The organism is Pseudomonas sp. PDM02 (assembly GCF_014852285.1).
GTDB lineage: Bacteria > Pseudomonadota > Gammaproteobacteria > Pseudomonadales > Pseudomonadaceae > Aquipseudomonas > Aquipseudomonas migulae.
The window spans coordinates 218,445-244,147 of record NZ_JACVBL010000005.1; the positions used below are offsets into that span (position 1 = coordinate 218,445).

Annotated in this window: 23 protein-coding genes and 1 riboswitch; of the genes, 12 read left to right on the top strand and 11 right to left on the bottom strand. The window is 59.7% G+C overall.

What is annotated here, in order from left to right:
• Positions 1-58: 58 nt before the first annotated feature.
• The 3 genes from IB245_RS11125 to ahcY form a co-directional block, all read right to left on the bottom strand.
• The gene (locus IB245_RS11125; RefSeq protein ID WP_192227563.1) at positions 59-874 is read right to left on the bottom strand and encodes a substrate-binding periplasmic protein; all 816 of its coding nucleotides are present in this window, start codon (positions 872-874) and stop codon (positions 59-61) included.
• A 196-nt stretch (positions 875-1,070) separates the two neighbouring features.
• Positions 1,071-1,916: a methylenetetrahydrofolate reductase [NAD(P)H] gene (gene metF / locus IB245_RS11130; protein ID WP_008045026.1), complete on the bottom strand. Its 846-nt coding sequence runs from the start codon at positions 1,914-1,916 to the stop codon at positions 1,071-1,073.
• Between the two features lie 191 nt (positions 1,917-2,107).
• Positions 2,108-3,517 carry an adenosylhomocysteinase gene (gene ahcY, locus IB245_RS11135; protein ID WP_008045025.1) on the bottom strand — a complete coding sequence of 470 codons (1,410 nt, stop codon included), beginning with the start codon at positions 3,515-3,517 and terminating at the stop codon, positions 2,108-2,110.
• A 23-nt stretch (positions 3,518-3,540) separates the two neighbouring features.
• Positions 3,541-3,639, bottom strand: a riboswitch (S-adenosyl-L-homocysteine riboswitch).
• A gap of 198 nt (positions 3,640-3,837) precedes the next feature.
• Between ahcY and IB245_RS11140 the strand changes: the two genes are divergently transcribed.
• Both IB245_RS11140 and IB245_RS11145 read left to right on the top strand, forming a co-directional pair.
• Positions 3,838-4,230, top strand: a complete 393-nt coding sequence (locus IB245_RS11140; RefSeq protein ID WP_008033312.1) for an acyl-CoA thioesterase — start codon at positions 3,838-3,840, stop codon at positions 4,228-4,230.
• Positions 4,231-4,412: 182 nt separating this feature from the next.
• Positions 4,413-5,291, top strand: a complete 879-nt coding sequence (locus IB245_RS11145) for a formate/nitrite transporter family protein (protein ID WP_192227564.1) — start codon at positions 4,413-4,415, stop codon at positions 5,289-5,291.
• 57 nt (positions 5,292-5,348) lie between these two features.
• On the opposite strand, the gene IB245_RS11150 is transcribed toward IB245_RS11145, so the two are convergent.
• Both IB245_RS11150 and IB245_RS11155 read right to left on the bottom strand, forming a co-directional pair.
• A complete protein-coding gene (locus IB245_RS11150) occupies positions 5,349-6,068 on the bottom strand; it encodes a hypothetical protein (RefSeq protein ID WP_192227565.1) in 720 nt (239 codons plus the stop codon).
• A 285-nt stretch (positions 6,069-6,353) separates the two neighbouring features.
• A complete protein-coding gene (locus IB245_RS11155; protein ID WP_192227566.1) occupies positions 6,354-7,523 on the bottom strand; it encodes an MFS transporter in 1,170 nt (389 codons plus the stop codon).
• 283 nt (positions 7,524-7,806) lie between these two features.
• Between IB245_RS11155 and IB245_RS11160 the strand changes: the two genes are divergently transcribed.
• Both IB245_RS11160 and IB245_RS11165 read left to right on the top strand, forming a co-directional pair.
• On the top strand, positions 7,807-8,640 hold the full coding sequence (locus IB245_RS11160) for an EamA family transporter (RefSeq protein WP_008033307.1): 834 nt from the start codon (positions 7,807-7,809) through the stop codon (positions 8,638-8,640).
• 41 nt (positions 8,641-8,681) lie between these two features.
• Positions 8,682-9,065, top strand: coding sequence for an MAPEG family protein (locus tag IB245_RS11165; RefSeq protein ID WP_008045013.1), 384 nt, complete (start codon positions 8,682-8,684; stop codon positions 9,063-9,065).
• A gap of 173 nt (positions 9,066-9,238) precedes the next feature.
• Here IB245_RS11165 and IB245_RS11170 read toward each other — a convergent pair whose 3' ends face one another.
• Entirely contained in the window at positions 9,239-10,423 is a 1,185-nt protein-coding gene (locus IB245_RS11170; RefSeq protein ID WP_192227567.1) for a murein transglycosylase A, read from the bottom strand.
• A gap of 128 nt (positions 10,424-10,551) precedes the next feature.
• Between IB245_RS11170 and IB245_RS11175 the strand changes: the two genes are divergently transcribed.
• Positions 10,552-11,001 carry a c-type cytochrome gene (locus tag IB245_RS11175; RefSeq protein ID WP_008033302.1) on the top strand — a complete coding sequence of 150 codons (450 nt, stop codon included), beginning with the start codon at positions 10,552-10,554 and terminating at the stop codon, positions 10,999-11,001.
• A 128-nt stretch (positions 11,002-11,129) separates the two neighbouring features.
• On the opposite strand, the gene IB245_RS11180 is transcribed toward IB245_RS11175, so the two are convergent.
• From IB245_RS11180 to IB245_RS11195, 4 genes are all read right to left on the bottom strand, one after another.
• Positions 11,130-11,525, bottom strand: a complete 396-nt coding sequence (locus IB245_RS11180; RefSeq protein ID WP_008045011.1) for a DUF1090 domain-containing protein — start codon at positions 11,523-11,525, stop codon at positions 11,130-11,132.
• A 98-nt stretch (positions 11,526-11,623) separates the two neighbouring features.
• Positions 11,624-13,297 (bottom strand): NAD-dependent DNA ligase LigB, encoded by a 1,674-nt coding sequence (ligB, locus tag IB245_RS11185; RefSeq protein ID WP_192227568.1) that lies wholly within the window; start codon positions 13,295-13,297, stop codon positions 11,624-11,626.
• Between the two features lie 256 nt (positions 13,298-13,553).
• Positions 13,554-14,744: a methionine adenosyltransferase gene (metK, locus tag IB245_RS11190; protein WP_008033298.1), complete on the bottom strand. Its 1,191-nt coding sequence runs from the start codon at positions 14,742-14,744 to the stop codon at positions 13,554-13,556.
• An 18-nt stretch (positions 14,745-14,762) separates the two neighbouring features.
• Positions 14,763-15,758, bottom strand: a complete 996-nt coding sequence (locus IB245_RS11195; RefSeq protein WP_008033297.1) for an ArsR/SmtB family transcription factor — start codon at positions 15,756-15,758, stop codon at positions 14,763-14,765.
• Between the two features lie 260 nt (positions 15,759-16,018).
• Here IB245_RS11195 and tkt point away from each other — a divergent pair, with 260 nt between their 5' ends.
• From tkt to fba, 6 genes are all read left to right on the top strand, one after another.
• Positions 16,019-18,016: a transketolase gene (gene tkt, locus IB245_RS11200; RefSeq protein WP_008033295.1), complete on the top strand. Its 1,998-nt coding sequence runs from the start codon at positions 16,019-16,021 to the stop codon at positions 18,014-18,016.
• A 183-nt stretch (positions 18,017-18,199) separates the two neighbouring features.
• On the top strand, positions 18,200-19,252 hold the full coding sequence (epd, locus tag IB245_RS11205) for an erythrose-4-phosphate dehydrogenase (protein ID WP_008033294.1): 1,053 nt from the start codon (positions 18,200-18,202) through the stop codon (positions 19,250-19,252).
• 12 nt (positions 19,253-19,264) lie between these two features.
• Positions 19,265-20,428: a phosphoglycerate kinase gene (locus IB245_RS11210; protein ID WP_008033293.1), complete on the top strand. Its 1,164-nt coding sequence runs from the start codon at positions 19,265-19,267 to the stop codon at positions 20,426-20,428.
• 34 nt (positions 20,429-20,462) lie between these two features.
• Positions 20,463-20,684 carry a hypothetical protein gene (locus tag IB245_RS11215; RefSeq protein WP_008033291.1) on the top strand — a complete coding sequence of 74 codons (222 nt, stop codon included), beginning with the start codon at positions 20,463-20,465 and terminating at the stop codon, positions 20,682-20,684.
• A 56-nt stretch (positions 20,685-20,740) separates the two neighbouring features.
• Positions 20,741-21,073 (top strand): MliC family protein, encoded by a 333-nt coding sequence (locus IB245_RS11220; protein WP_008045002.1) that lies wholly within the window; start codon positions 20,741-20,743, stop codon positions 21,071-21,073.
• A 235-nt stretch (positions 21,074-21,308) separates the two neighbouring features.
• Positions 21,309-22,373 (top strand): class II fructose-bisphosphate aldolase, encoded by a 1,065-nt coding sequence (gene fba / locus IB245_RS11225; RefSeq protein WP_007981624.1) that lies wholly within the window; start codon positions 21,309-21,311, stop codon positions 22,371-22,373.
• 193 nt (positions 22,374-22,566) lie between these two features.
• Here fba and IB245_RS11230 read toward each other — a convergent pair whose 3' ends face one another.
• Complete coding sequence (locus tag IB245_RS11230) at positions 22,567-23,235, bottom strand: polysaccharide lyase family 7 protein (protein ID WP_192227569.1); 669 nt, start codon at positions 23,233-23,235, stop codon at positions 22,567-22,569.
• Between the two features lie 321 nt (positions 23,236-23,556).
• On the opposite strand from IB245_RS11230, the gene IB245_RS11235 reads away from it, so the two are divergent.
• Positions 23,557-25,680, top strand: a complete 2,124-nt coding sequence (locus IB245_RS11235) for a putative bifunctional diguanylate cyclase/phosphodiesterase (RefSeq protein WP_192227570.1) — start codon at positions 23,557-23,559, stop codon at positions 25,678-25,680.
• Positions 25,681-25,703: the final 23 nt, after the last annotated feature.

The following is a 25,703-nucleotide window of genomic DNA, read 5'->3' on the forward strand; positions in this document are numbered from 1 at the left end:
AACAAGTCCGAGCGTCCGGGCGTGAGCCTGGCGGGAAGGCCGGAGTATAACAGAGCAATCACTGCGCGCCGCTTTCCTGCTGCTCAACGGTTTTTTCGCGGGCAGCGGTGGCCCCGGCAGTTTTCGTGCTGGTAGCCGGATCGGCGCCATAACGGGCGCTCAGTTCGGCGTACGCGGGTTCGCGCTTGAATCGTTTGAGCTCGGCGCCGAAACGCTGCACCAGCAAATCCATGCCCGCGTTGCGGCGCACTGCCAGGAACTGGCTCTGCTGGCTGATGACGGTCGGGTTTTCGCTGATCTGGTTGCGGATATTCAATTCGTCGAGCAAATGCTGGCCCACCCGGCGGTCGGTGATCAGCAGGTCGATCCTGCCGCGCACCAGTTTGCCGAAGTTGGCTTCATGGGTGGGCGCCGGTTCGCGCGTGAACAGCGTCGATTCACGGAAGTCCGGGCTGTACAGATAGCCCGGCGAGGTGCCTATCGTCAGGCCTTTCAGATCGTCGAGGGTGCGAAACGGATGCGGGCGTTCGTTGGCGTAGAACAGCACGAACTGGACTTCCGAGAGTGGTTCGCTGGGGTAGAGCAGGGTCGCCTCGCGCTCGTCGCTGTGAAAAATGTCCAGCGCGCCATCGGCCTGGCCGGTTTCAAGCATCGACAGGCAGCGTTTCCACGGCAGGAACTGCCACTCGACTTCGATCCCCAGGCGCTTGAAGACGATGGCCGTGGTTTCGTAGTCCAGGCCCAGTGATTTGCCGTTTTCCTCGTAGACATAAGGCGCCCACGGTTCAGTGACAATGCGTAGCTTCTCGCCCCGAGCGGCGAAGCTCAGGCAAGTGAAAACCAGCACGGCAATTAACTGTGGGATCAAAGGCATGGGCTTGAGATTACGACGAGAAACGGGAAAGAGCCAGAAACCGACTGCAGATGCTCTATCTCCGTGTGTTGCATCACAATAAAAGTACGTAGAAAGCAAAAAATCGCAGCCTTCGACCGCTCCTACAGGGATTAAACATGCCCGAATGTAGGAGTGGCCGAAGGCTGCGATCTTTTGATCTTGCTTTAAACGTTTATCAGCGCGGCAACTTCAGGTTGTTCCACACCGCCAGACTCGCTTCAGCCTGGTTCAGTGTGTAGAAGTGCAGCCCTGGCGCACCACCTTGCAGCAGGCGTTCGCACATTTCGGTGATGACTTGTTCACCAAAGCCTTGAATGCTCTGGGTGTCGTCGCCGTAGGCTTCCAGTTGCTTGCGGATCCAGCGCGGGATTTCCGCACCGCAGGCATCGGAGAAGCGCGCCAGCTTGCTGTAGTTGGTGATCGGCATGATGCCCGGCACGATCGGGATGTTCACGCCCATCGCCCGTACACGCTCGACGAAGTAGAAATAGCTGTCGGCGTTGAAGAAGTACTGGGTGATCGCGCTGTCGGCGCCAGCGTTGGCTTTGCGCACGAAATTGGTCAGATCGTCTTCGAAGTTGCGCGCTTGCGGATGCATTTCCGGGTAGGCGGCGACTTCGATGTGGAAATGATCACCGGTCTCTTCACGAATGAATTGGACCAGGTCGTTGGCGTGGCGCATTTCGCCGCTGGCCATGCCCATGCCCGAAGGCAGGTCACCGCGCAGGGCAACGATACGCTTGATGCCGGCAGCCTTGTATTGCGCCAGCAGGCCGCGCAAGTCGTCCTTGCTGTCGCCCACGCAGGACAGATGCGGTGCGGCAGGGACTTTGACTTCGCTTTCGAGCTGCAACACGGTGTTGAGGGTTCGATCACGGGTCGAACCGCCAGCGCCATAGGTGCAGGAGAAGAAATCGGGGTTGTACGTGGCCAGCTGACGAGCAGTGGCGAGCAGCTTTTCATGCCCAGCGTCGGTCTTCGTAGGGAAGAACTCGAAGCTGTAGCGACGGTCTTGGGACATGGTCATATCCTTGGAAACGCGTAAGCCTTGCAGTCGCCACGTTTACTGTAGGAGCGAAGCTTGCTCGCGAAAGCAACAACACGGTGCTTCAGAAACAACGCGGTGATGCTTTCGCGAGCAAGCTTCGCTCCTACAGGGGAGCGTGGTTTCTGCTTAAGTCCGCTCCCATGGGGAGCGGACAGCAGGTCGAATCAGTAGCGGTAAGCGTGCGGCTTGAACGGACCTTCGACAGTCACGCCGATGTAGTCGGCCTGGGTCTTGGTCAGTTGAGTCACGACGCCGCCGAAACCGCGGACCATTTCCAGGGCCACTTCTTCGTCGAGCTTCTTCGGCAGTACTTCAACAGTCAGGCGCTCGGCTTTCTGGGCTGGCGACAGGTCGGCGTACTTCTGGCCGAACAGGAAGATCTGCGCCAGAACCTGGTTGGCGAACGAACCGTCCATGATGCGGCTTGGGTGACCGGTGGCGTTACCCAGGTTAACCAGACGGCCTTCGGCCAGCAGGATCAGGTAGTCGTCGTTCTGGGCATCGAATGCGCCAGGACCGGTACGGTGGATTTTGTGAACCTGTGGCTTCACTTCTTCCCATGCCCAGTTCTTGCGCATGAAAGCGGTGTCGATTTCGTTGTCGAAGTGGCCGATGTTGCAGACAACAGCGCGCTTCTTCAGGGCTTTGAGCATGTTCGCGTCGCAAACATTGACGTTGCCGGTGGTGGTCACGATCAGGTCGATCTTGCCCAGCAGCGCTTTGTCGATGCTTGCTTCGGTACCGGTGTTGATACCGTCGATGAACGGCGAAACCAGTTCGAAACCGTCCATGCAGGCTTGCATGGCGCAGATCGGGTCGACTTCGGAGACTTTAACGATCATGCCTTCCTGACGCAGGGACTGAGCGGAGCCCTTGCCCACGTCGCCGTAACCGATGACCAGCGCTTGCTTGCCGGACAGCAGGTGGTCGGTGCCACGCTTGATCGCATCGTTCAGGCTGTGACGGCAGCCGTACTTGTTGTCGTTCTTGGACTTGGTCACCGAGTCGTTGACGTTGATGGCCGGGATTTTCAGCTCGCCCTTGGCCAGCATGTCCAGCAGGCGGTGAACGCCAGTGGTGGTTTCTTCGGTCACGCCGTGAACGCGATCCAGAACCTGTGGGTACTTGTCGTGCAGCAGCTGGGTCAGGTCGCCGCCGTCGTCGAGGATCATGTTGGCATCCCATGGCGCGCCATCTTTCAGGATGGTTTGCTCCAGGCACCACTCGTACTCTTCTTCAGTCTCGCCTTTCCAGGCGAAAACCGGGATGCCAGCAGCGGCGATAGCAGCAGCGGCCTGATCCTGAGTCGAGAAAATGTTGCAGGACGACCAGCGAACTTCGGCACCCAGGGCAACCAGGGTTTCGATCAGCACGGCAGTCTGAATGGTCATGTGGATGCAGCCGAGAATCTTGGCGCCTTTGAGCGGCTGCTCACCGACGTACTTGCGGCGCAGACCCATCAGGGCTGGCATTTCGGATTCAGCGATGATGGTTTCGCGACGGCCCCAGGCAGCCAGGGACATGTCGGCGACTTTGTAATCGTTAAAATCTGCAGGCGTGATAACAGCGCTCATGAAGAGCCTCCATTCGTAATGTATGCGAATGGGCGCCGTTGTGCGTTTAGTGTCTGGCCGTGGCCAGTCAACGCCCCATCCGAGCCTGACAGGTTGAACCTGCTGCAGCGCCCCTCGGACAGGTGGCGGGAAAACGGTATCAATGGAACGTTACCGTTTTGAAACGGGGGCGATTATAGCGGGCTATGCTGATCTTCCAAAGCGTTTCTGTCGGTCAATGTCCGAACGGTAATCGTGACCATAGACGATGCTTAATAGAGCTCTAGTCCGGGCTCTGCCATGATGGCACCCATCATTCGGCAAGACGCTCAGGAGTGAATATGAATTTCCACACCCGCAAATGGGTAAAACCCGAAGACCTCAACCCCAACGGCACGCTGTTCGGCGGCAGTCTGTTGCGCTGGATCGACGAAGAAGCGGCGATCTACGCCATCGTCCAGTTGGGCAATCAGCGCGTGGTGACCAAGTACATTTCCGAAATCAATTTCGTCAGCGCCTCGCGCCAGGGCGACATCATCGAACTGGGCATCACCGCCACCGAGTTCGGCCGCACCTCGATCACCCTGACCTGCGAAGTGCGCAACAAGATCACCCGCAAAAGCATCCTGACGGTGGAGAAGATGGTCTTCGTCAACCTCGGTGAAGACGGCCTGCCCGCCCCTCACGGCCGAACCGAGATCAAATACGTCAAAGACCAGTTCAAGGACGAGTAATGCGAGTTCCGTAGGAGCCGGCTTGCTGGCGATAGCGTAATCAGCGACAGCGCAGAAACCGAGTCGACCCCATCGCCAGCAAGCTGGCTCCTACAGAATGCGGTTTCATTTGTGGGGCCACTGAACAAGCGCCGAACCCCGCGTGTCGTACCTACATGACACGCCACCGGTTCCGGAGCTCTATGGACGCGCAAAAAGACGGCAAGACCCCGAACCTCTCGGCTGAAGAACGGCACGACGTCGAAAAAAGCCAGCCGCCACGTGCGGCTGTATTGCACGAAATCATCCGCACCCAGGGCGATCAGGAACTCGAACGCAGCGTCGCCGCGCTATGGTGGTCGGCGCTCGCCGCCGGCCTGACCATGGGCCTGTCGCTGATGGCCATGGGGTTGCTCAACTCGCGCCTGCCGGATGGCGAACACTTCAAGGTGATTGCCAGTTTCGGTTACTGCGCCGGGTTCCTTGCGGTCATCCTCGCCCGCCAGCAATTGTTCACCGAGAACACCCTGACGGCGGTGCTGCCGGTCATGACCAAACCCACTCTGAACAATTTCGGCCGGTTGTTGCGGCTGTGGTCGGTGGTGCTGGTGGGCAACCTTTGCGGCACCTTGCTGGTCGCGTATGTGATGTTGCACCTGCCGATTTTCGACACCAGGACCGACCTGGCCTTCCTCGATATCGGGCGCAAGGTCATGGAGAACGATGCGAGCAAGATGTTCGCCAAAGGCATTGTTTCGGGCTGGATGATCGCGACCATGGTCTGGATGATCCCGTCCATGGAGAGCGCCAAGATGTGGATCATCATCCTCATCACCTACCTCATGGCGCTGGGGGATTTCACCCACATCGTCGTCGGTTCGGCCGAGGTCTCGTATCTGGTGTTTGCCGGCGAGTTGCCGTGGAAGGATTTCTGGCTGGTGTTCGCAGGTCCCACGCTGGTGGGGAACATTATCGGTGGCAGCTTTATCTTTGCGCTGTTGAGCCATGCGCAGATTCGCAGCGAAAGCGGGCCGCCGAAAGATAAGGGAGGCGAGGCTGAATCAACATCCGAGGAACGCTAGGCAATGGGCCGGGCGAGTTCTCAGTGCTCGTCCGGCCTTTACGGTCCAGTGCAGCTATCAGTCAGATTCTCGGATGCCCATTTGCGTGATTGCCTCGGTCAAAACCACAGACTTCGGTCCCGTAGTTTCGGCATGCAGGCGTTTGACGGCTTGAAGCAGCTCCCGGTAGTCCGGGGCGCTTCGATGGTTGAGCTTCATCGCCAGCCACGCGGTTTTTCCGGGTGTATCGCCAACTTGATCTAAATAATGCATCGCTTCATGCATCTCTCTAGAGAGTTCCAGTCTGTCCCTCGATGTGGAAAAGGCATCAATCACTGCTTGTTTCAAGTCGTCCAAGGCGTGTTGAGCTTGCTGTCGGAAGGCGATGACTGCTTCGCAGGCTTGATCGTTCTTCAGCTCCAGCATCGCCGCTTCGAACATTTGGTCATCGAGGGCCAAGAGTGCGCCACCCATGGAATTGAAAGTGTATGTTTCGCTGGGTTCATGACCAGAGAAGGCGAGGCCTCCGGCGTTTCCACCGGTGTGCACCAGGCGCTCGATTTGGGGGCGTTTGAGGTGTATTTCGACCACGCCGTTTTCATAGCGACGGATCGACACCCCTTGATCGCTCAATGAATGCACCAGAGTTTCAGGCTGGCCCTGACCGACTTGCGTCGACCCGGTCATGAAATCACTCCAATCATTGTCAATCGGACCTGCAGATAAGCCACGGGTGGCATTGTCCGCGCTGGTCGATGGAAGCGGTGAGAGCGTTGAGGTATGTGTGAGGTTGTTCATGAGTGCCTCTTCCTTTGAGGGCGGTTCGGAAGTTGCACTTTAGGAGAGTGGCGGGGGCTCGGGAGCACGATGTATTAACTTGGAACACATGCCTCAAGTTGATTGACAAAGCCCCTCTGTATGACGCGAAAGGCTCTGTCCCGGGGCTTCCAGGTGGGCATCAGGATACCGGTCCAAGGGCCTGAAGAAACGTCACACAACGTGCGTCCAGATTGCCTTGACGCTGGCGCTCCGTTTTCTGACCGTCACAAAGGGGGCTGCCGGATGTCTCTATGACCTGTCAGGTCAGCCGGCCGGGTCCAGCGCAACGGCACCGCGACGTTGCAGATAAATGAAGAAAAGCGCTGTCAGCACCGTCAAGCCACTGACCAGCGCGCCGGTCCACGGCAAGTCCGCCAGATCCGCGCCGCTGGCGACCACCAGCCCGCCAATCCACGCGCCGGCCGCATTACCGAGATTGAAAGCGCTCTGGTTCAACGTCGAACCCAGATTGGGTGCTTCGTGCGCCTGATCAATGATCAGCAGTTGCAGAATCGGGCACAGGGCGAAGGCGAAGATCCCCCACAACACCAGCGTGATCGCCGCCGGAATCACCGAGTGACTGGTCTGCGTGAACGCGGCCAGCACGACCACCACCGCCAACGCCATGCCCACCAGTGAAGGCAGCAAGCGACTGTCGGCCAGGCGGCCGCCGAGCATGCTGCCCGCCGTCAAACCGACGCCGAACAACAGCAACATAATGGTCACGCCGTGCGGGCTGACCCCGGTGATGTCCTGCAGGATCGGCGCGATGTAGGTGAACACGCTGAACAGGCTGGTCGACGCCAGCACGCTCATGCCCAGGGCCAGCAGCACATTGACCTTGCCCAGCACCTTGAACTCGCTGGCGAGGTTGGCCTTGTCCATGGCGATGTCTTTCGGCAGCCAGACCCATTGCGCAATCGCGGCGATCACACCGATCACCGACACCGCCCAGAACGTCGAACGCCAACCGGCGTATTGGCCGAGCGCGGTGCCCAATGGCACGCCGAGCACATTGGCCAGGGTCAGGCCGGTGAACATCATGGCAATCGCCTGCGCCCGTTTGTTCGGCGCGACCAGGCCGGCCGCGACCACCGAACCGATGCCGAAGAACGCCCCGTGGCACAACGCGGTAACCACTCGGGCGGCCATCAGCGTGGCGTAGTTTGGCGCCAACGCGCACAGCACGTTGCCGAGGATGAACATCAGTGTCATGCCCAGCAGGGTGGCTTTGCGCGGCATATTGGCGGTGCCGACCGCGAGGATCGGCGCGCCGAACACCACGCCCAGGGCGTAACCGGTGATCAACAGACCGGCGTGGGGAATGCTCACGGCGAGGTCGCGAGCGACGTCGGGCAGCAAGCCCATGATGACGAATTCAGTGGTGCCGATGCCGAACGCGGCAACAGCGAGGGCAAGCAAGGCGAGTGGCATGCGCAAGGTCTCTGTCGGTAGTCTTGACGCTGTGATCAGGCATACGCAGGCCGACGACCGTTCTCGAAGAGAGCGGGTCATGGCAGAAATTATTGGAATTAGTCTGTGCGCAACTGAGTGCGGCGTGGTCGCTTGCAGTATAAACAGCTGCTGACATATGGCGAATCAATTATCTCCCCGCCCTTGTAGGAGCACGGCTTGCCGGCGAAAGCGGTCTCAAGTACGCCTTCGCTGGCAAGCCGTGCTCCTACAGGGTGAGGATGATGAACAAAAGGAGTGTGCCGTGCTTGCGACGGCGTTGGTGTTGGTGGCGGCGCTGTTGCACGCGGCGTGGAACACCCTGATTAAATTCAGTGCGGAACGGTTGTTGGTCGTGGCCTGCATGGACAGCGTGGCGATGCTTTTTGTCGCGCTGATGCTGCCGTTCGTGGCGCTGCCACCGATTGAAATCTGGCCATGGATTCTCGCATCGGCCGCATTCGAATTGCTTTATCGCTATCTGCTGATTCAGGCCTATCGAGTGGGTGATCTCGGTTTGGTGTACCCGCTGATGCGTGGCTTGTCGCCGTTAGTGGTGCTGGCCTTGACGCTGATCTTTGCCGGGGAGGTGCTGACGAATCAGCAGATCTTCGGAATTCTGCTCATCCCGTTGGGCATGCTGTGCCTGCTGTGGCAGGGCGGTGGCGGTACGCGTTTGCCGTGGTCGATGCTGCCGGTGGTGGCGCTGATTGGCCTGTGCATTGGCTGCTACACCTTTATCGATGGCCAGGCGTTGCGGCGCTGGTCGCATCCGCTGGACTACCTGGTCTGGGTGACGTTGCTCAGCGCCTGGCCGTTTCCGCTGCTGGCGTTGGTGCGCAAGCGGCCGGCGTTCATGCTGTTCTGGCGTGAACAATGGCGCTTGGGATTGGCGGTCGGGTTCTGCGTGTTGTTCAGCTACGCTCTGGTGCTGTGGGCGATGCAGCTGGGGTCGATTGCAGAAGCGGCGGCATTGCGCGAGATCAGCGTGATTCTGGTGGTGCTGTTTGGCATGCGCTATCTGAAAGAACCTTTCGGTCGGCCGCGGCTCTTGGCCTGTGGGCTGGTGCTGATCGGCATGTTGGTGATGAAGTTTTGACCGGAATCCGGATTTTATAACTCGAAGAAAGGGACTGCGATATGACGGTTGCTCTGTGGTGCATTTTGATTGCGTTCTTCCTGCCCTATCTCTGCGTGGGTATTGCCAAGATCAGTGGCCGTTTTGGATTGAAAGACAATCATGACCCCCGGGATTTTCTCGAGTCGCTGAATGGTTTGGGCCGGCGCGCCTATGCAGCGCAATTGAACAGTTTCGAAGTGACCCCGGCGTTCGCGGCGGCGGTGATCGTGGCCCACCTGGCCGGCAACGCCGAGCTGGTGACGATCAATGTGCTGTCGGTGTTGTTCATCACCAGCCGCCTGCTGTACATCATTTGCTACCTGGCGGACTGGGCGATTCTGCGGTCGCTGGTGTGGTTTGTGGGGATGGGGTTGATCGTGAGTTTCTTTGTGATTTCGGTCTGACATATCTGCGGTGTTTATTTTGGCCCCTTCGCGGGCAAGTCGGATCGCCGCCCGCTCGCTCCTACAGAGATCTGCGGCGAGCACACAATGTGTGATCGACAGCAATCCTTGTAGGAGCGAGCGGGCGGCGATCCGACTTGCCCGCGAAAGCTATCTATCTGCCGCCACAGTAATTAAGGGTTGGCTTTAACCGCATCAGCCACCTGAGGCACTTGCGGCAAGGCAGCGCCTTTGGGCCAGAGCATCCAGATTTGCCCCTGCTGTTTCATGTCGCCAGCCAGTTGCCCGGCTGCTTCGCCGGTGCCCCAGAACAAATCCGCACGGACTTCGCCGGCAATCGCGCCGCCAGTGTCTTGAGCCGCCACCGGGCGAACCAGCGCGGAGCCGTCCGGCCGCGTTGTGGATAGCCACAACAGGCTGCCCAGCGGAATCACTTTGCGATCCACCGCCGCGCTGTAACCCGCCGTCAGCGGTACGTTCAGCGAGCCGCGAGGGCCTTCATTGCTGTCCGGGTTGCGGGTGAAGAACACATAGCTCGGGTTGCTGCCGAGCAGTTCCGGAATGCGCGCCGGATTGGCCTTGGCCCAGTCGCTGATTGCGCCCATGGTCACGTCTTCTTTCTTCAGTTCGCCTTGCTCTACCAGCCAGCGGCCGATGGGGCGATACGGATGACCGTTCTGGTCGGCATACGCAATGCGCAACTGGCGACCATCGTCGAGCTGAATGCGACCGGAACCCTGGATTTGCAGGAATTGCAGGTTCATCGGGTCGGTCAGCCACGCCACGACCGGCGCCTTGACCCCTTTGGTTTCGATGGTTGCTGCATCGTCGTAAGGCTTGAGCACGCGACCTTCGAGCCGTCCGCGCAGGCGTTTGCCTTTGAGCTCCGGGTAGATGCTGTCCAGAGAGACGATGATCATGTCCTCTGGAACCCCGTATACCGGGATGTTCGCCACGTCAGTTTGGGTCAGGCTGCCGGGGTAGACCGGTTCGTAGTAACCGGTGATCAAGCCGTTGGGATTGTCGTTGGCGGCGCGCAGGCCGTAGACGTCGAGGTTCTGTTTGAGGAAGCCGCGAATGTCATTGGCGGTTTGCGGCACGTTGGTGGCAGCGGCACAGGTCGAGCCCCAGATCGGGTCGGCCTTGAGTCGGGTGCAGGCGCTGCGCCATGAACCGAAGCCGGCGACCAGGTCGTTATCGGACACCGTCGGCAGGGCTTCCCAGGTGGCGCTGGAGTAAGTCGCCAGCGCGTGGGTCTTGGGTTTGTTGTTGTCACCGCCGGTGCAGCCTGCGAGCACGGCCACCATCGGGAGGGTCCAGGCGAGGCGGTGACGCCATGCCTTGAAACGGCTGTTCATGGAGTAATTCCTTTGTCGGTTGCCTGAGTGCTCCATGCGCTCAAACAACCCGTATTGATAATAGGGCTATTGGTCTTTGCCGATGACGCGAGGATACTGGCCGCCGTTTCCCGTGACCTGAAGCCACCATGACTCTTAAAAGACTTTCCGTTGTATTGCTGGCCTGCCTGACCTTGTCCGCGTGCGGCGGTGTCGATCCGAATTCGCCACTGGGCCAGCGCAAGGCAATCTTCAAACAAATGCTCAAGACCGGCGAAGACCTGGGTGGCATGTTGCGCGGCCGCATTCCATTCGACGGCCCGAAATTCGCTGACGGCGCGGTGAAACTCGATGCGCTGTCCCAGGAACCGTGGAAGCATTTTCCACAGGTGCGCGAAGAAGATCACACCAGCGCCAAGGGCGATGTGTGGCAGAAACAGGCACGCTTTCAGGAAATGGCCCGCACCCTTGAAGCCGCCACCGGTGAATTGGTGATTGCCAGCAAGGTTCAGCCTTACAAGGCCAGCAACCTGGGGCCGGCGGTGCAGAAGGTCGAAGATGCCTGCAGTGCGTGCCATAAAGAGTTTCGGGATCATTGATTTGCAGCGCTCTTGCTGACGCTTTCGCGAGCAGGCTCGCTCCCACATTGGAATGCATTCACCTGTGGGAGCGAGCCTGCTCGCGAAGCTCCCTGAAGAACGCTACAAATTCCTGACTTTACCTTTTCTTATTTATCCAGCTCGTCGAGCGCGTCCTGCAGTTCCTTGCGCGACTCGGCCAGTTTGTCTTTGCGCTTGTTGATCTTCTCGGGGTCGCCTTTCTTCATGGCTTTGTCGAGGTCGGCCTGGCGCTGGCTGACGTCATGCTTGGCGTCGAGGACCTTGTTTTCCCGCTCCTTCTTCAGCGAAGCGTCGGTGCAATGCGCAGTGACTTCGCTCAGTGCCGTTTCCAGGCCTGCCTGCTGTTCGGCGTTGCCATGGGATTTGGCCAGTTCGATCTGGTTGATGATGCCCTGTTTCTTGGCGGCACAACCGGTCAGCCCCGGGGCCTCTTCGACGGCCATCAGTGGCGCGGCCATCACGCTGCAAAGGGTCAGCAGGGCGAGCGGTGAAAGAAATTTCATAAAAGCTCCATGTGCAGGTGCAATCGGGTCGATAGGGCGATGGGCGTTTGAGCTCGTCGGCCTCTTTGGGTTCCCGGGCGGGCGAGAATCTGCGGTTGCTAAAAACCGTCGATCCCCGCCGCACGTAATGTGTCGCTCAAGGCCAGGACCTGCGGGTCGCGGAAAAATGCGCTCAATTGCGCCGCGCGTCCCGGGCCTATGCCGGCTTCGGCCTGCCATTGTTCGGTATTTCGTTGTGCCAGTTCCTGCCAGGAGTCGGCGAGGTTTGCCTGGCCGGTTGGTGGTAAACCCAGAGCTTTGAGCCAGCGAGCAAAAGGGCGTTGGCGGGCACTGTTGAAACTGTTTAGAAGACGAGTACTGCTGCGCTCGCCGAAGCCGTTAATGTTAGCAAGCTCTTGAGCATCGAGGGTCAACCAATCCAGCAGGCCGTTCAGGTGGCCTGTTTCGAAAAGTTTCTCCCATGTTCCTGGGCCGACATGAGGCATGGCCAACCCTTGCTTGCCGCTGAGCCAGGTCAGTCGCGCGAGAAACTGGCTTTCACAGCCCGGCGTCGGTTGCCAGCAACTCAAATGATGAAAGTCCGCTGCCAGCGGCGCGTTCAAGGCTGGGCGTTCGGCGGCGCGTAATACGACGCCGTCGAGCCGGGGAATGGTCAGTCCCGCGAGGCTGATGGACACCTGATCGCCGGGGCGGATGTCCAGCTCCTCCCAGCGCCGCAGTGAGCTGACGCTGACACGCTTGATCTGCCGGTCATCGAGCGTCACCGGTTTCAAGTCCAGCACGGGGGTGATCCGTCCGGTGCGGCCGACCTTGAAGTCGACTTTGCGTACTTCGGCCAACGCCTGGGCAAAGGGGTATTTCCAGGCGACGGCCCAGTACGGTGTTTTTGCCTGCCAGCGCTCGGCCGAAGGCCGTTGGCTCTGGCGCAGGACCACACCGTCACTGGCAAAGGGCAGGGGCGAGTGGTACCAGTAATCGCGCCAGTGTTCAGCATCGGCAACTGTCTGTACCGGCTGACTGTAAGGCGCGATGCTCGGCAAACCCAGCTCATCCAGAGCAGCGATGCGAGCAGGCAGACCGGCCGGGCCTTGTGGCCAGTCCCAGATAAACAGGCCGATGCCGGTGGCCTGCTCAGGGCTGAGTTCCTTGCGCGCCATCAAGCCGGCCACGGTGGTGCGGGCATTGAGGCTTCCGGCTTTGACTTGCACATGGTCGACCAGTCGCCAATAGAGTTCGCCTTGCACCAGCAAGTCCAGCGGGCGCGACAGTTGTCGGGGGATGGCGGGGATCAGTCGCGCCGAGGCCGTCCAGTCTTGCCCGTTTAATCCGTCGCCGCGACTGATTGCCTGGTGCAGTACGCCCTTGCGGTAGATCAGCGTCACCGCCACACCATCGACTTTGGGTTGTACCCAGATGTCCTCGCGGCTGCGCAACCAGTTTTCGACCGCATGACTGTCCCGCGCTTTTTCCAGGCCCGTGTGGGCAATGGGGTGGGTAATTTTGCCGCCAGCCGTGCGTAATGGTTCGGGCGTCAGGCCCAAGTCAAAGCAACTGCGCCATTCGGTGAGGCGAGCGAGGGCTTGATCGTAAAGTTCGTCGGCGACCAACGAGCGGCCATGGCGGTGATAACTGTCATCCCAGGTGTCGATCTGTTTTTGCAGGGTGGTGATTTCGTCCAGAGCCCTGACGGGCGGCCAGTCGGGACAGTCGGCTGCGGTTGTAGTGAGGCAAAAAAAGCTCAGAGAAAAAACAGAAAACAGGCGCAGAAGCATCGTGAGCGTCCTTGCTCAGGGGGATGCTTGAAGGCTAGTCAGTATTTTCTGGCGGGGACGGTGGGTGTTTTGCCTGGTGTTTCCGGGTGACTGGGCTGGCCTCTTCGCGAGCAGGCTCGCTCCTACAGGGAAATGCATTCCAATGTAGGAGCGAGACCGGCTTGCCGGCGATGGGGGCGACTCGGTCTCAAAGGCAAGACAATAAAAAGCCCCGCACGGCGAACCGTGCAGGGCTTTTGGTACCGCCGGGGAGGTCTTACAGGCCGGCAGCCGAACGCAGGTCGTCGGCGCGGTCGGTTTTTTCCCAGGTGAACGTGGTGAAGGTGTCTTCGCCCACGGTCTTGGTCGCCGGGGTGCGACCGAAGTGGCCGTACGCTGCGGTTTCCTGGTACATCGGGTGCAGCAGGTCAAGCATGGTGGTGATTGCGTACGGACGCAGGTCGAACACTTCGCGAACCAGTTTGACGATTTTGTCGTCGCTGATTTTGCCAGTGCCGAAGGTGTTCAACGAGATCGAAGTCGGCTGGGCAACACCGATCGCGTAGGAAACCTGAATCTCGCAACGCTCGGCCAGGCCGGCAGCGACGATGTTCTTCGCCACGTAACGACCGGCGTAGGCCGCGGAACGGTCAACCTTCGATGGATCTTTACCGGAGAACGCGCCGCCGCCGTGACGGGCCATGCCGCCGTAGCTGTCGACGATGATCTTGCGACCGGTCAGACCGCAGTCACCCACTGGGCCGCCAATGATGAACTGGCCAGTCGGGTTGATGTGGAACTGGGTGTCTTTGGTCAGCAGTTCGGCAGGCAGCACGTGCTTGACGATCAGCTCCATCACGCCTTCGCGCAGGTCTTTGTACGACACTTCAGGGTTGTGCTGGGTCGACAGTACAACGGCGTCGATACCGACAACCTTGCCGCCTTCGTAACGGCAAGTCACTTGCGACTTGGCGTCCGGGCGCAGCCAAGGCAGCAGGCCGGATTTACGGGCTTCGGCCTGGCGCTGAACCAGTTGGTGCGAGAACGTGATCGGTGCTGGCATCAGCACGTCGGTTTCGTTGCTGGCGTAGCCGAACATCAGGCCCTGGTCGCCGGCGCCCTGATCTTCAGGCTTGGCACGGTCAACACCCTGGTTGATGTCAGGGGACTGCTTGCCGATGATGTTCATCACACCGCAAGTGGCGCCGTCGAAGCCGACATCGGAGCTGTTGTAGCCGATGTCCAGAATGACGTTACGCACGATTTCTTCCAGGTCGACCCAGGCCGACGTGGTGACTTCACCTGCGATGATTGCCACGCCGGTTTTTACCAGCGTTTCGCACGCCACACGGGCGAACTTGTCTTCAGCAATGATGGCGTCCAGCACCGCATCGGAAATCTGGTCGGCGATTTTGTCCGGATGCCCTTCGGACACGGACTCGGAGGTGAAGAGGGAGTATTCGCTCATCTCGATTTTTTCCTGAATTTACCGATGGTGAGTGTCGCCAGTTGGCCGCTGAAAGTGGCGGACCTGAATCTGGAAACCATTACGTAAGCCTACATAGAGGCTTTCCCCGGGAACGAGTCCCGCAGCGGTGGCCCAACGGGCCAGATCGTCCTGTTCAAACCCCAACCAGAGATCACCGCAGGCCTCCCTGGCCCAACTCTGGTTGTGGCTACATAACTCTGTCACAAGCAGGCTACCGCCCGGTTGCAGCAATTTGGCCATGTGCTTGAGCGCATCGGCCGGCGCGGCAAAGTGGTGCAGCACCATGTTCAGTACAACGCAATCGGCCTTGAGGCTTACGCCATTCAATGCATCGGCCAGTTGCAGGCTGACGTTAGCCAGCGTTTCACGTTCGCAGACCTGCCGCGCCAATTCGAGCATCGCCTGGCTGTTGTCCAGCGCGGTGACGTGAGTGAAGCGGCGCGCCAGTTCCGGCAGAAAAGCACCGTCGCCAGGGCCGACTTCGATGGCCGTGGCGCCTTCGCTGAAGCTCAGTTTATCGAGCAAGGCCACCACGCTTTCGCGGTACTGCGGCAGGCCGGCAATCAGGTCTTGCTGGGCGCGAAACTTCTCCGCGACCCGTGAGAAAAAATCCTGGCTGGCCGCTGCACGTTGCCCGTGGACCTGGCCGATCCGCGACTGCACATCGGCAGGCAGGGTCAGGTTGTCCACTTCTTCGAGCAGCGCGGCGTGCAACTTGCCGCCGAGCAGGTCGGTGTGGGGCAGGGCGCGACGGTAGAAAATCGCGTTGCCTTCACGGCGCGTTGCCACCAGGTCGGCCTGGGCCAGCACCTTGAGGTGATGACTCATGCCCGACTGGCCGATACCGAAGATCTGCGCCAGTTCGAGTACGCCAAACGAGTCGTTGGCCAGCGCGCGCAATACATTCAGCCGCAGAGGATCGCCACCGGCCTTGCACAGGGCCGCCAGCTCATCGCACTCGTCATGTTGAATGGAAGGCACGCGTAAATTCATAGGGCCAGCAGTCTAGTGACGGTCAGAAAGTACCGCAAGAGCAATATCAAAAAGTTTTGATATTGCTCGATGGGTGGCACTTCTGATGACTTGTTCCACTCTACAAACGAATAGCAGAAAGGTTTCACCAGCCGAAACCGTCTTTATCCATTGGAAAAACGCCTTCAGATGACTATCTGTCATTGCCGCGAGGCATGCCTGTGAGGGAAAATGCTCGCCTTTTTTCCGTTTCGTTTTATTCAAACCCTAGGAGATCAGCGATGCCCAGCCGTCGTGAGCGTGCCAACGCCATTCGTGCCCTCAGCATGGATGCCGTGCAAAAAGCCAACAGCGGCCATCCCGGTGCCCCGATGGGTATGGCGGATATCGCCGAAGTACTTTGGCGTGACTACCTGAAGCACAACCCGAGCAATCCATCGTTCGCCGACCGTGACCGCTTCGTGCTGTCCAACGGCCACGGCTCGATGCTGATCTACTCGCTGCTGCACCTGACCGGCTACGACCTGTCGATCGATGACCTGAAGCAATTCCGTCAACTGCACAGCCGCACCCCGGGTCACCCGGAGCTCGGCTACACCCCGGGCGTTGAAACCACCACCGGTCCACTGGGCCAGGGTCTGGCCAACGCCGTGGGTTTTGCCCTGGCTGAAAAAGTCCTGGCGGCGCAGTTCAACCGTCCGGGCCACAACATCGTTGACCACCACACCTACGTGTTCCTGGGTGATGGCTGCATGATGGAAGGCATTTCCCACGAAGTCGGCTCGCTCGCCGGTACTTTGGGCCTGGGCAAGCTGATCGCCTTCTACGATGACAACGGCATCTCCATCGACGGCGAAGTCGAAGGCTGGTTCACCGATGACACGCCGAAGCGTTTCGAAGCCTACAACTGGCAGGTGATCCGCAACGTCGACGGTCATGATCCTGAAGAGATCAAAATCGCCATCGAGACCGCTCGCAAAAGCGCGCAGCCGACCCTGATCTGCTGCAAGACCACCATCGGTTTCGGTTCGCCGAACAAGCAAGGTAAAGAAGACTGCCACGGCGCCCCATTGGGTGACGCGGAAATCGCACTGACCCGTACTGCTTTGAAGTGGAATCATGGTCCGTTCGAAATCCCGGCCGACATCTACGCCGAGTGGGACGCCAAGGAAGCCGGCCGCGCTGCCGAAGCCGAGTGGGACCAGCGTTTCGCTGCCTACTCCGCCGCTTTCCCGACCGAAGCGAACGAACTGATTCGTCGTCTGAGCGGTGATCTGCCGGCCGACTTCACCGAGAAAGCCGATGCTTATATCGCTGAAGTCGCTGCCAAAGGCGAAACCATCGCCAGCCGTAAAGCCAGCCAGAACGCTCTCAACGCATTCGGCCCGCTGTTGCCTGAGTTCCTCGGCGGCTCCGCTGACCTGGCCGGTTCCAACCTGACCCTGTGGAAAGGCTGCAAAGGCGTCACGGCTGAAGACGCCAGCGGCAACTACATGTACTACGGCGTACGCGAGTTCGGCATGACCGCCATCATGAACGGCGTTGCCTTGCACGGCGGCCTGGTGCCTTACGGCGCGACCTTCCTGATGTTCATGGAATACGCCCGCAACGCTGTGCGCATGTCGGCCTTGATGAAGCAGCGCGTGATCCACGTCTACACCCACGACTCCATCGGTCTGGGCGAAGACGGCCCGACTCACCAGCCTATCGAGCAACTGGCCAGCCTGCGCTGCACGCCAAACCTCGACACCTGGCGTCCAGCCGACGCCGTGGAATCGGCGGTGAGCTGGAAGTGCGCACTGGAGCGCAAGGACGGTCCTTCGGCCTTGATCTTCTCGCGTCAGAACCTGCAGCACCAAACCCGCAACGCGATTCAGATCGAAGAGATCTCCCGTGGCGGTTACGTGTTGAAGGACTGTGCAGGCGAGCCTGATCTGATCCTGATCGCCACCGGTTCCGAAGTCGGCCTGGCGGTTCAGGCTTATGACAAGCTGACCGAGCAGGGTCGTAAAGTACGCGTCGTTTCGATGCCGTGCACCAGCGTGTTCGATGCCCAGGACGCCGACTACAAGCAATCGGTCCTGCCGTTGCAAGTCAGCGCCCGTATCGCCATCGAAGCCTCTCACGCGGACTACTGGTACAAGTACGTGGGCCTGGAAGGTCGCGTCATCGGCATGACCACCTACGGCGAGTCGGCGCCTGCGCCAGCCTTGTTCGAAGAGTTCGGCTTCACCCTGGAAAACATCCTGGGTCAGGCTGAAGAGCTGCTGGAAGACTGATCCAGAAGTTGCGTTATCGGGGCTGACGCCTTCGCGGGCAAGCCTCGCTCCTACAAGGGATAGCGTTGTTGGCGGAATTGGGGTCATCCCGATCCTCAACAATCGCAAACCTGTAGGAGCGAGGCTTGCCCGCGAAGACGGCAGGCCTGGCGACCACATTCCCAAGCGTCATCGAGAACCCCCATGCCTCAACCGCGTCCCTACAAAGTTGCACTCAACGGCTACGGCCGGATTGGTCGTTGCGTCTTGCGTGCGTTGTTTGAGCGAGGCTCGGCGGCCGGGTTTGAAATTGTCGCGATCAACGATCTGGCGGACATGGCCAGCATCGAATACCTGACACGCTTCGACTCCACGCACGGGCGTTTTCCCGGCGAGGTGAAGGTCGACGGCGATTGTCTGCATATTAATGGCGACTGCGTGAAGGTCCTGCGCAGTGCCACCCCCGAAGGCATCGATTGGGCGTCCCTGGGCGTCGATCTGGTGCTGGAGTGCTCCGGCGCTTACCACACCCGTGAAGACGGTCAGCGTTTCCTCGACGCCGGCGCGCCACGCGTGCTGTTTTCCCAGCCGATGGCCAGCGAGGCGGATGTCGACGCCACCATCGTCTACGGCGTGAACCAGGATTGCCTGACCGGCGACGAGCTGCTGGTGTCCAACGCATCCTGCACCACCAACTGTGGCGTACCGTTGTTGCGCCTGCTGGATCAGGCCATCGGCCTGGAATACGTGTCGATCACCACCATCCACTCGGCGATGAACGATCAGCCTGTGATCGACGCCTATCACCACGAAGACCTGCGCCGTACGCGTTCGGCGTTTCAGTCGGTGATTCCGGTGTCCACTGGTCTGGCGCGCGGCATCGAACGCCTGTTGCCGGAACTTGCCGGGCGAATTCAGGCCAAAGCCGTGCGGGTGCCGACGGTGAACGTGTCTTGCCTCGACATTACGATGCAGACCGTGAGCGATACCGACGCCACCGAGGTCAACCGGATTCTGCGCGAGGCTGCCACCAGCGGCCCGCTCAAAGGCCTGCTGGCCTACACCGAGCTGCCCCACGCAAGCTGTGATTTCAACCATGACCCACATTCGGCGATCGTCGATGCCAGTCAGACCCGAGTTTCCGGCCCACGGCTGGTGAACATCCTGGCCTGGTTCGACAACGAATGGGGTTTTGCCAACCGAATGCTGGACGTTGCAGAACACTATCTGCAAACAGCAACTTCAAAAAAACCGTAGGAAGTGCGACCCATGACCGTGTTGAAGATGTCCGACCTCGATCTGCAAGGTAAGCGCGTATTGATCCGCGAAGACCTCAACGTCCCAGTCAAGGACGGTGTTGTCACCAGCGATGCGCGAATCCTGGCCTCGCTGCCGACCATCAAGCTGGCCCTGGAAAAAGGCGCGGCCGTGATGGTCTGCTCGCACCTTGGCCGTCCGACTGAAGGCGAGTTCTCGGCCGAGAACAGCCTCAAGCCTGTCGCTGACTACCTGAGCAAGGCCCTGGGCCGCGAAGTGCCGCTGGTTGCCGATTACCTGGGCGGCGTTGACGTCAAGGCCGGCGACATCGTGCTGTTCGAAAACGTGCGCTTCAACAAGGGCGAGAAAAAGAACGCTGACGAACTGGCCCAGCAATACGCCGCCCTGTGCGACGTGTTCGTGATGGACGCCTTCGGCACCGCTCACCGCGCCGAGGGTTCGACCCACGGCGTGGCCAAGTTCGCCAAAGTTGCGGCCGCGGGCCCGTTGCTGGCCGCCGAACTGGACGCACTGGGCAAAGCCCTGGGCGCTCCGGCTCAACCAATGGCAGCCATCGTTGCCGGTTCCAAGGTATCGACCAAACTCGACGTGCTGAACAGCCTGAGCCAGATCTGCAACCAGCTGATCGTCGGCGGCGGCATTGCCAACACCTTCCTGGCCGCAGCCGGTCACCCGGTCGGCAAGTCGCTGTACGAACCGGACCTGCTGGACACCGCTCGCGCCATCGCCGCCAAAGTCAGCGTGCCGCTGCCGGTCGACGTAGTGGTCGCCAAGGAATTCGCTGAAAGCGCCACCGCCACCGTCAAGCTGATCGCCGACGTTGCGGCAGACGACATGATCCTGGACATCGGCCCACAGACCGCGGCGAATTTCGCCGAGCTGCTGAAGTCGTCCAAGACCATCCTGTGGAACGGCCCGGTCGGCGTGTTCGAATTCGACCAGTTCGGTAACGGCACCAAAGTCTTGGCCCAGGCCATCGCCGAAAGCTCGGCGTTCTCCATCGCGGGCGGCGGCGACACCCTGGCGGCCATTGATAAATATGGCGTAGCGGATCAGATCTCCTACATTTCTACCGGCGGCGGCGCATTCCTCGAATTCGTCGAAGGCAAAGTGTTGCCGGCCGTAGAAGTCCTGGAAAGTCGGGCCAAGGCCTGAGGTCGCTGATTTGACCAGGCAAAGGAGTGTTCAGATGGTCAAGACGCTAGCGCTGTTGATCGTCGCCGGTTCACTGGCGGCTTGCGGGAGTAACCCGAAGGCCGCACCGGAACCTGCGCCGCAATCGGTACAAAAAAGCTGCTACCAGGCTGACTGGCAAGCGGAAACCAACCCGGTGCTCAACAAGCGTTCCGGGCCTGATGGCCTGGACAAATACGAAACACAGACCCCCGCCAAGGAACATGGTTGTCCTTGACGGGTCTGACTCCTTACTCAGGGCTGGCAGCGTGCGCCGTCAGTCGAGGAACACGGATGAAAGGTTTTATCGCCATTACGGCGCTGGTGCTGCTGGCAGGTTGCTCGAATTTTGACCTGTTCAAGCCGGCCCAATCGACGGACAGCTGGGCCACCTGGACCTGCGACAGCCAGGCCAAAGTGGTCTGGCGCTACACTGACGACAGCCATAAGGCCGTCGACGTGCGCCTCGGCGGGGCCGATCAGGTCTATCGCCTGAAGCTTGAGCCAGGCGCCGAAGGTTCGCTGTACAGCAACGACATGCTGGCGTTTCACATAAAAGGTGAGGAAGGCCTGGTTTACTGGGTCGCCACCAACGATTTGATCGGCCGCGGTTGTAAAGCCGAGTAATTGAAGGCTTGTGCCAAGCCTGTAGGAGCGAAGCTCGCTCGCGAAGAGGGCGCCACATTCCACGCATGTGGTGTCAGTTAAACCGCTTTCGCGAGCAAGCTTCGCTCCTACAGGGTTTCTGCGTAATACCGAATGAGCGGACTGGATTAACCCCCGATCTGCAATAACTTGAATAGCCGCCGCCGCTCCGGCAGGCTGGCACGATTAACGACCCAAACCGGGAGAGACACACACAATGGCACTTATCAGCATGCGCCAGATGCTGGACCACGCAGCCGAGTTCGGCTACGGCGTTCCAGCCTTCAACGTCAACAACCTTGAGCAGATGCGCGCCATCATGGAAGCCGCTGACAAGACTGACTCCCCGGTGATCGTCCAGGCGTCGGCCGGTGCTCGCAAATACGCCGGCGCACCGTTCCTGCGTCACCTGATCCTGGCGGCAATCGAAGAATTCCCGCACATCCCGGTGTGCATGCACCAGGACCACGGCACCAGCCCTGACGTCTGCCAGCGCTCCATTCAGCTGGGCTTCAGCTCGGTGATGATGGACGGCTCCCTGGGCGAAGACGGCAAGACGCCGACCGACTACGACTACAACGTCCGTGTTACCCAACAAACCGTCGCCATGGCTCACGCCTGCGGCGTATCGGTAGAAGGCGAGCTGGGCTGCCTGGGTTCGCTGGAAACCGGCATGGCCGGTGAAGAAGACGGCATCGGCGCTGAAGGCGTTCTGGATCACAGCCAGATGCTGACCGACCCGGAAGAAGCTGCCGACTTCGTCAAACGCACTCAAGTCGACGCCCTGGCCATCGCCATCGGCACCAGCCACGGCGCGTACAAGTTCACCAAGCCGCCTACCGGCGACGTGCTGGCCATCGACCGCATCAAAGAAATCCACAAACGCATCCCGAACACCCACCTGGTAATGCACGGTTCGTCTTCGGTTCCGCAAGAGTGGCTGGCGATCATCAACCAGTACGGCGGCGACATCAAAGAAACCTACGGCGTACCGGTTGAAGAAATCGTCGAAGGCATCAAGCACGGCGTGCGCAAGGTCAACATCGACACCGACTTGCGCCTGGCATCCACCGGCGCGATGCGTCGCCTGATGGCCACCAACCCGAGCGAATTCGACCCGCGTAAGTTCTTCGGCGCGACCGTGACTGCGATGCGTGATGTGTGTATCGCTCGCTACGAAGCCTTCGGTACTGCCGGCAACGCTTCGAAGATCAAAGCGATTTCGCTGGAAGGGATGTATCAGCGTTATCTGAAAGGTGAGTTGAACGCCAAGGTTAACTAAGCCTCCAGCGTTTGAGTTGCACAAAAAAACCCGCCGAGAGGCGGGTTTTTTTATGGGCGATGATTAATGGTCAATGCGATCCCCTGTGGGAGCGGGCTTGCTCGCGAAAGCGGTGTGTCATTCAAAATTGATGTCGTCTGACACTACGCTTTCGCGAGCAAGCCTGCTCCCACAGGTTCTGCCGTGATTCACATCACTTATCGTGATCAATATCCAGTTTGCTAAATGTCACTTTACCGCCTTCACTGGTGTACCCGGTGTTGTCCTGCACATACACCCCGGCCTTGAAGTACAGGGGTTTGACCCGCCACGTGGCGCTGATGTTGGTGTCCCACTGATAACCCGCGGCACTGATGCCCAACGCACCACCAGGGCTGAGGTGGATGAGGTAGGAGAACTCCTGATCCAGCTTCACGCCAGTGGCGATGGTGATTACCCGGCCTACGTCGTCATCGGGGTGCATGCGCACTTTGGCGACGATGTTGCCGGTCTTGGTGGTGGTCTTGTACTGATACTCGACCTTCACCATGGGTTTCTGGCTTTCGTAGGCGTGGATCTGGCCGATGACGATTTTGCCGGAGCTCGGCACCTGGTTCACCGCCAGGGTGGCGCGCAGGGAATTGTCAGCGTCCGGGTAGTACCAGTTTTTCAGGGTGCCGTTGCTGTAGGTTTCCCGTAGTTCGGTGCGGGGGTATTTGGCATTTTCGGTGCGGGTGCCGGTCACCGGCGACCAGAAAAACAGTGTGCCGGTGTCGGAGTGGAAGTATTGATCCTTGAACCCACTCACCAGTTTGGCCGTTTCAACGGTGTACGGCGGGTTACCGACGGGAACGCTGAGGTTCCAGGATGCGAGATCGATCATAGGCAAAGCTTCCACGAATTTTGCGGCACGGACGTACCAGAAGCTCTAGCACGCGCCTTTGGGGGCGGTCTTTATAAGCGTAGAAGGCTATTTTGTTAACGTCTGTCTGACAAATGGATGACGTCAAAATCCTGTTAAAAGGCCATCTTTCCCGGTTTTAGCGGGCTGTAGAGGCGACCGTTAGTCGGGCAATGAACCCTTTAGTTAAATGATGGCGTACTGATATCTTCTGCTTTCGCGAATCCCGGTCTAGAGTGAAGACGTAATATTTGTCCGGTTTTCACGAGAAACCGGCCTGACGCCCCGACATAGAGAAGCAGCATGGAATGCGCGCAACCCACGCCAGCCGAAGGCAGCTCAACCCTTTTAATCGTCGATGATTACCCTGAAAACCTGATCAGCATGCGCGCGTTGCTGCAGCGCCAGGACTGGCAGGTCATTACTGCTGCGTCCGGTTTCGAAGCCCTCGGCCTTTTGCTCGAACACGATATCGACCTGGTGCTGCTGGATGTGCAGATGCCGGGCATGGATGGCTTTGAAGTGGCGCGCCTGATGCGCGGCAGTCAGCGCACCCGTCTCACGCCGATCATTTTCCTCACCGCCAACGAACAGTCCCAGGATGCCGTGATCAAGGGCTACGCCAGTGGTGCGGTGGATTACCTGTTCAAACCGTTCGACCCGCAGATTCTCAAGCCCAAAGTCCAGGCGCTGCTGGAGCATCAGCGCAATCGCCGGGCGTTGCAGCGCCTGAGCCACGATCTGGAGGTCGCACGCGCCTTCAACGCCTCGGTGCTGGATAACGCCGCCGAAGGCATCCTGGTGGTCGGCGAGGACGGCCTGATCCGCTTTGCCAACCCGGCGATGTCGCGACTGCTCAACGCCACGGTGCAAGACCTGCAAGGCAAAGAGTTTCTGGATTACCTGCAAAAGCCACATATTCCGGTCTGGGCCGATTCAGAACTGCTGGCCGGTTACAAACGCGGCGAAACCCTGCGCCTGCACGATGCGCTATTGCGTACAGCGCCGGGCCAGCAGGTGCCTGTCGCACTTTCATGCGCGCCATTGCCAACCGAGCAACACGCGATGGTGGTGACGGTGCTCGACATGTCGGTGGTGCGTCATCTGCATCAGCAGCTGGAATTCCAGGCGGTGACCGACCCGTTGACCGGCCTGCTCAATCGCCGTGGTTTCTATCAGACCGTGGAAAACCTGCTGCTGCGCGGTGAGCGTAACGACAGCGCCTGGGTGTTGCTGTACCTCGACCTCGACGGTTTTAAACGGGTCAACGATTCCCTTGGTCACGATGCCGGTGACCGCGTGTTGCGCTGGGTGTCCGAACAGCTGAAGGCTTGCTTGCGACCCTTCGACATTCTGGCGCGCATGGGCGGCGATGAATTCACGGCGCTGCTCGATCTGGAGTTCCCCGAGCAAGCGGCCAAGATTGCCGAGAAGCTGATTGAGCGGGTGTCGATCTGTCAGCAGATCGATGGGCTGGATATCGCCCTCGGCGCCAGCATCGGCATCGCCACGTATCCGGATTGCGGGGCCAATCTCGATGGTTTGCTGCGAGCGTCCGACATCGCCATGTACGAAGCCAAGCGTGCCGGGCGTCAGCAATATCGCTTCTATGACCATGACATGAACGGTCGGGCGCGCTCACGGTTGATGCTCGAAGAAAGTGTGCGCACCGCCATCGAAAACCGCGATTTCAATCTGGTGTATCAACCGCAGGTGGCCATTGCCGGAGGGCAGATTCGCGGGTTCGAAGCCCTGCTGCGCTGGCAGCATCCGAGCGTCGGCGACGTGCCGCCAGGGCTGTTTTTGCCGTTGCTGGAAGAGGCGCGGTTGATCAGTCGCCTGGGCAGCTGGATTTATCATCGCGGCGCCGGGCAACGCAAAGCCTGGGAAACCTTGTTTGCCGAAGATTTGGTGCTGGGCGTCAGCTTGAGCAGTACACAGTTCGGCATGCCCAACCTGGTCACCGAGTTGCGTCAGGTGCTGGAGCGCCATGGCTTGCAGGCGCGGCATCTGGAGGTCGAGGTCACGGAAGAGGCCTTGATGCACAACCCCGATGAAACCCGCAAACAACTGCGCTTGCTGCGCAATCTGGGGGTGCGGGTGGCGCTGGATGATTTTGGCTCCGGGCCGTGCTCGTTGTCGCATCTGCGGGATCTGGAACTGGACACGCTCAAGCTTGACCGGCATGTGATCGCCCGGTTGCCGGACTCCTCGCGGGATGCGGCGTTGGTGCGCAATGTGATCGACCTGTGCAAGCAGTACGGGATGCTGGTGATCGCCGAAGGCGTGGAAACCATCGCGCAATATGAATGGCTGCAAGCCAATGGTTGCGAGTACGTGCAAGGTTTTCTGGTGGCGCGGCCGATGATGGCCGAGGACGTCGGCGACTTTGTGCGGCCGTTCGACTGGAGCACGTTGGTCGACTGAATTCGCTACACTGGCGGCCTTTC

Coding starts and splice junctions, on each gene's coding strand:
- IB245_RS11125 (WP_192227563.1), bottom strand. CDS start 874: ATGCCTTTGATCCCACAGTTAATTGCCGTGCTGGTTTTCACTTGCCTG.
- metF (WP_008045026.1), bottom strand. CDS start 1,916: ATGTCCCAAGACCGTCGCTACAGCTTCGAGTTCTTCCCTACGAAGACC.
- ahcY (WP_008045025.1), bottom strand. CDS start 3,517: ATGAGCGCTGTTATCACGCCTGCAGATTTTAACGATTACAAAGTCGCC.
- IB245_RS11140 (WP_008033312.1), top strand. CDS start 3,838: ATGAATTTCCACACCCGCAAATGGGTAAAACCCGAAGACCTCAACCCC.
- IB245_RS11145 (WP_192227564.1), top strand. CDS start 4,413: ATGGACGCGCAAAAAGACGGCAAGACCCCGAACCTCTCGGCTGAAGAA.
- IB245_RS11150 (WP_192227565.1), bottom strand. CDS start 6,068: ATGAACAACCTCACACATACCTCAACGCTCTCACCGCTTCCATCGACC.
- IB245_RS11155 (WP_192227566.1), bottom strand. CDS start 7,523: ATGCCACTCGCCTTGCTTGCCCTCGCTGTTGCCGCGTTCGGCATCGGC.
- IB245_RS11165 (WP_008045013.1), top strand. CDS start 8,682: ATGACGGTTGCTCTGTGGTGCATTTTGATTGCGTTCTTCCTGCCCTAT.
- IB245_RS11170 (WP_192227567.1), bottom strand. CDS start 10,423: ATGAACAGCCGTTTCAAGGCATGGCGTCACCGCCTCGCCTGGACCCTC.
- IB245_RS11175 (WP_008033302.1), top strand. CDS start 10,552: ATGACTCTTAAAAGACTTTCCGTTGTATTGCTGGCCTGCCTGACCTTG.
- IB245_RS11180 (WP_008045011.1), bottom strand. CDS start 11,525: ATGAAATTTCTTTCACCGCTCGCCCTGCTGACCCTTTGCAGCGTGATG.
- ligB (WP_192227568.1), bottom strand. CDS start 13,297: ATGCTTCTGCGCCTGTTTTCTGTTTTTTCTCTGAGCTTTTTTTGCCTC.
- metK (WP_008033298.1), bottom strand. CDS start 14,744: ATGAGCGAATACTCCCTCTTCACCTCCGAGTCCGTGTCCGAAGGGCAT.
- IB245_RS11195 (WP_008033297.1), bottom strand. CDS start 15,758: ATGAATTTACGCGTGCCTTCCATTCAACATGACGAGTGCGATGAGCTG.
- tkt (WP_008033295.1), top strand. CDS start 16,019: ATGCCCAGCCGTCGTGAGCGTGCCAACGCCATTCGTGCCCTCAGCATG.
- epd (WP_008033294.1), top strand. CDS start 18,200: ATGCCTCAACCGCGTCCCTACAAAGTTGCACTCAACGGCTACGGCCGG.
- IB245_RS11210 (WP_008033293.1), top strand. CDS start 19,265: ATGACCGTGTTGAAGATGTCCGACCTCGATCTGCAAGGTAAGCGCGTA.
- IB245_RS11215 (WP_008033291.1), top strand. CDS start 20,463: ATGGTCAAGACGCTAGCGCTGTTGATCGTCGCCGGTTCACTGGCGGCT.
- IB245_RS11220 (WP_008045002.1), top strand. CDS start 20,741: ATGAAAGGTTTTATCGCCATTACGGCGCTGGTGCTGCTGGCAGGTTGC.
- fba (WP_007981624.1), top strand. CDS start 21,309: ATGGCACTTATCAGCATGCGCCAGATGCTGGACCACGCAGCCGAGTTC.
- IB245_RS11230 (WP_192227569.1), bottom strand. CDS start 23,235: ATGATCGATCTCGCATCCTGGAACCTCAGCGTTCCCGTCGGTAACCCG.
- IB245_RS11235 (WP_192227570.1), top strand. CDS start 23,557: ATGGAATGCGCGCAACCCACGCCAGCCGAAGGCAGCTCAACCCTTTTA.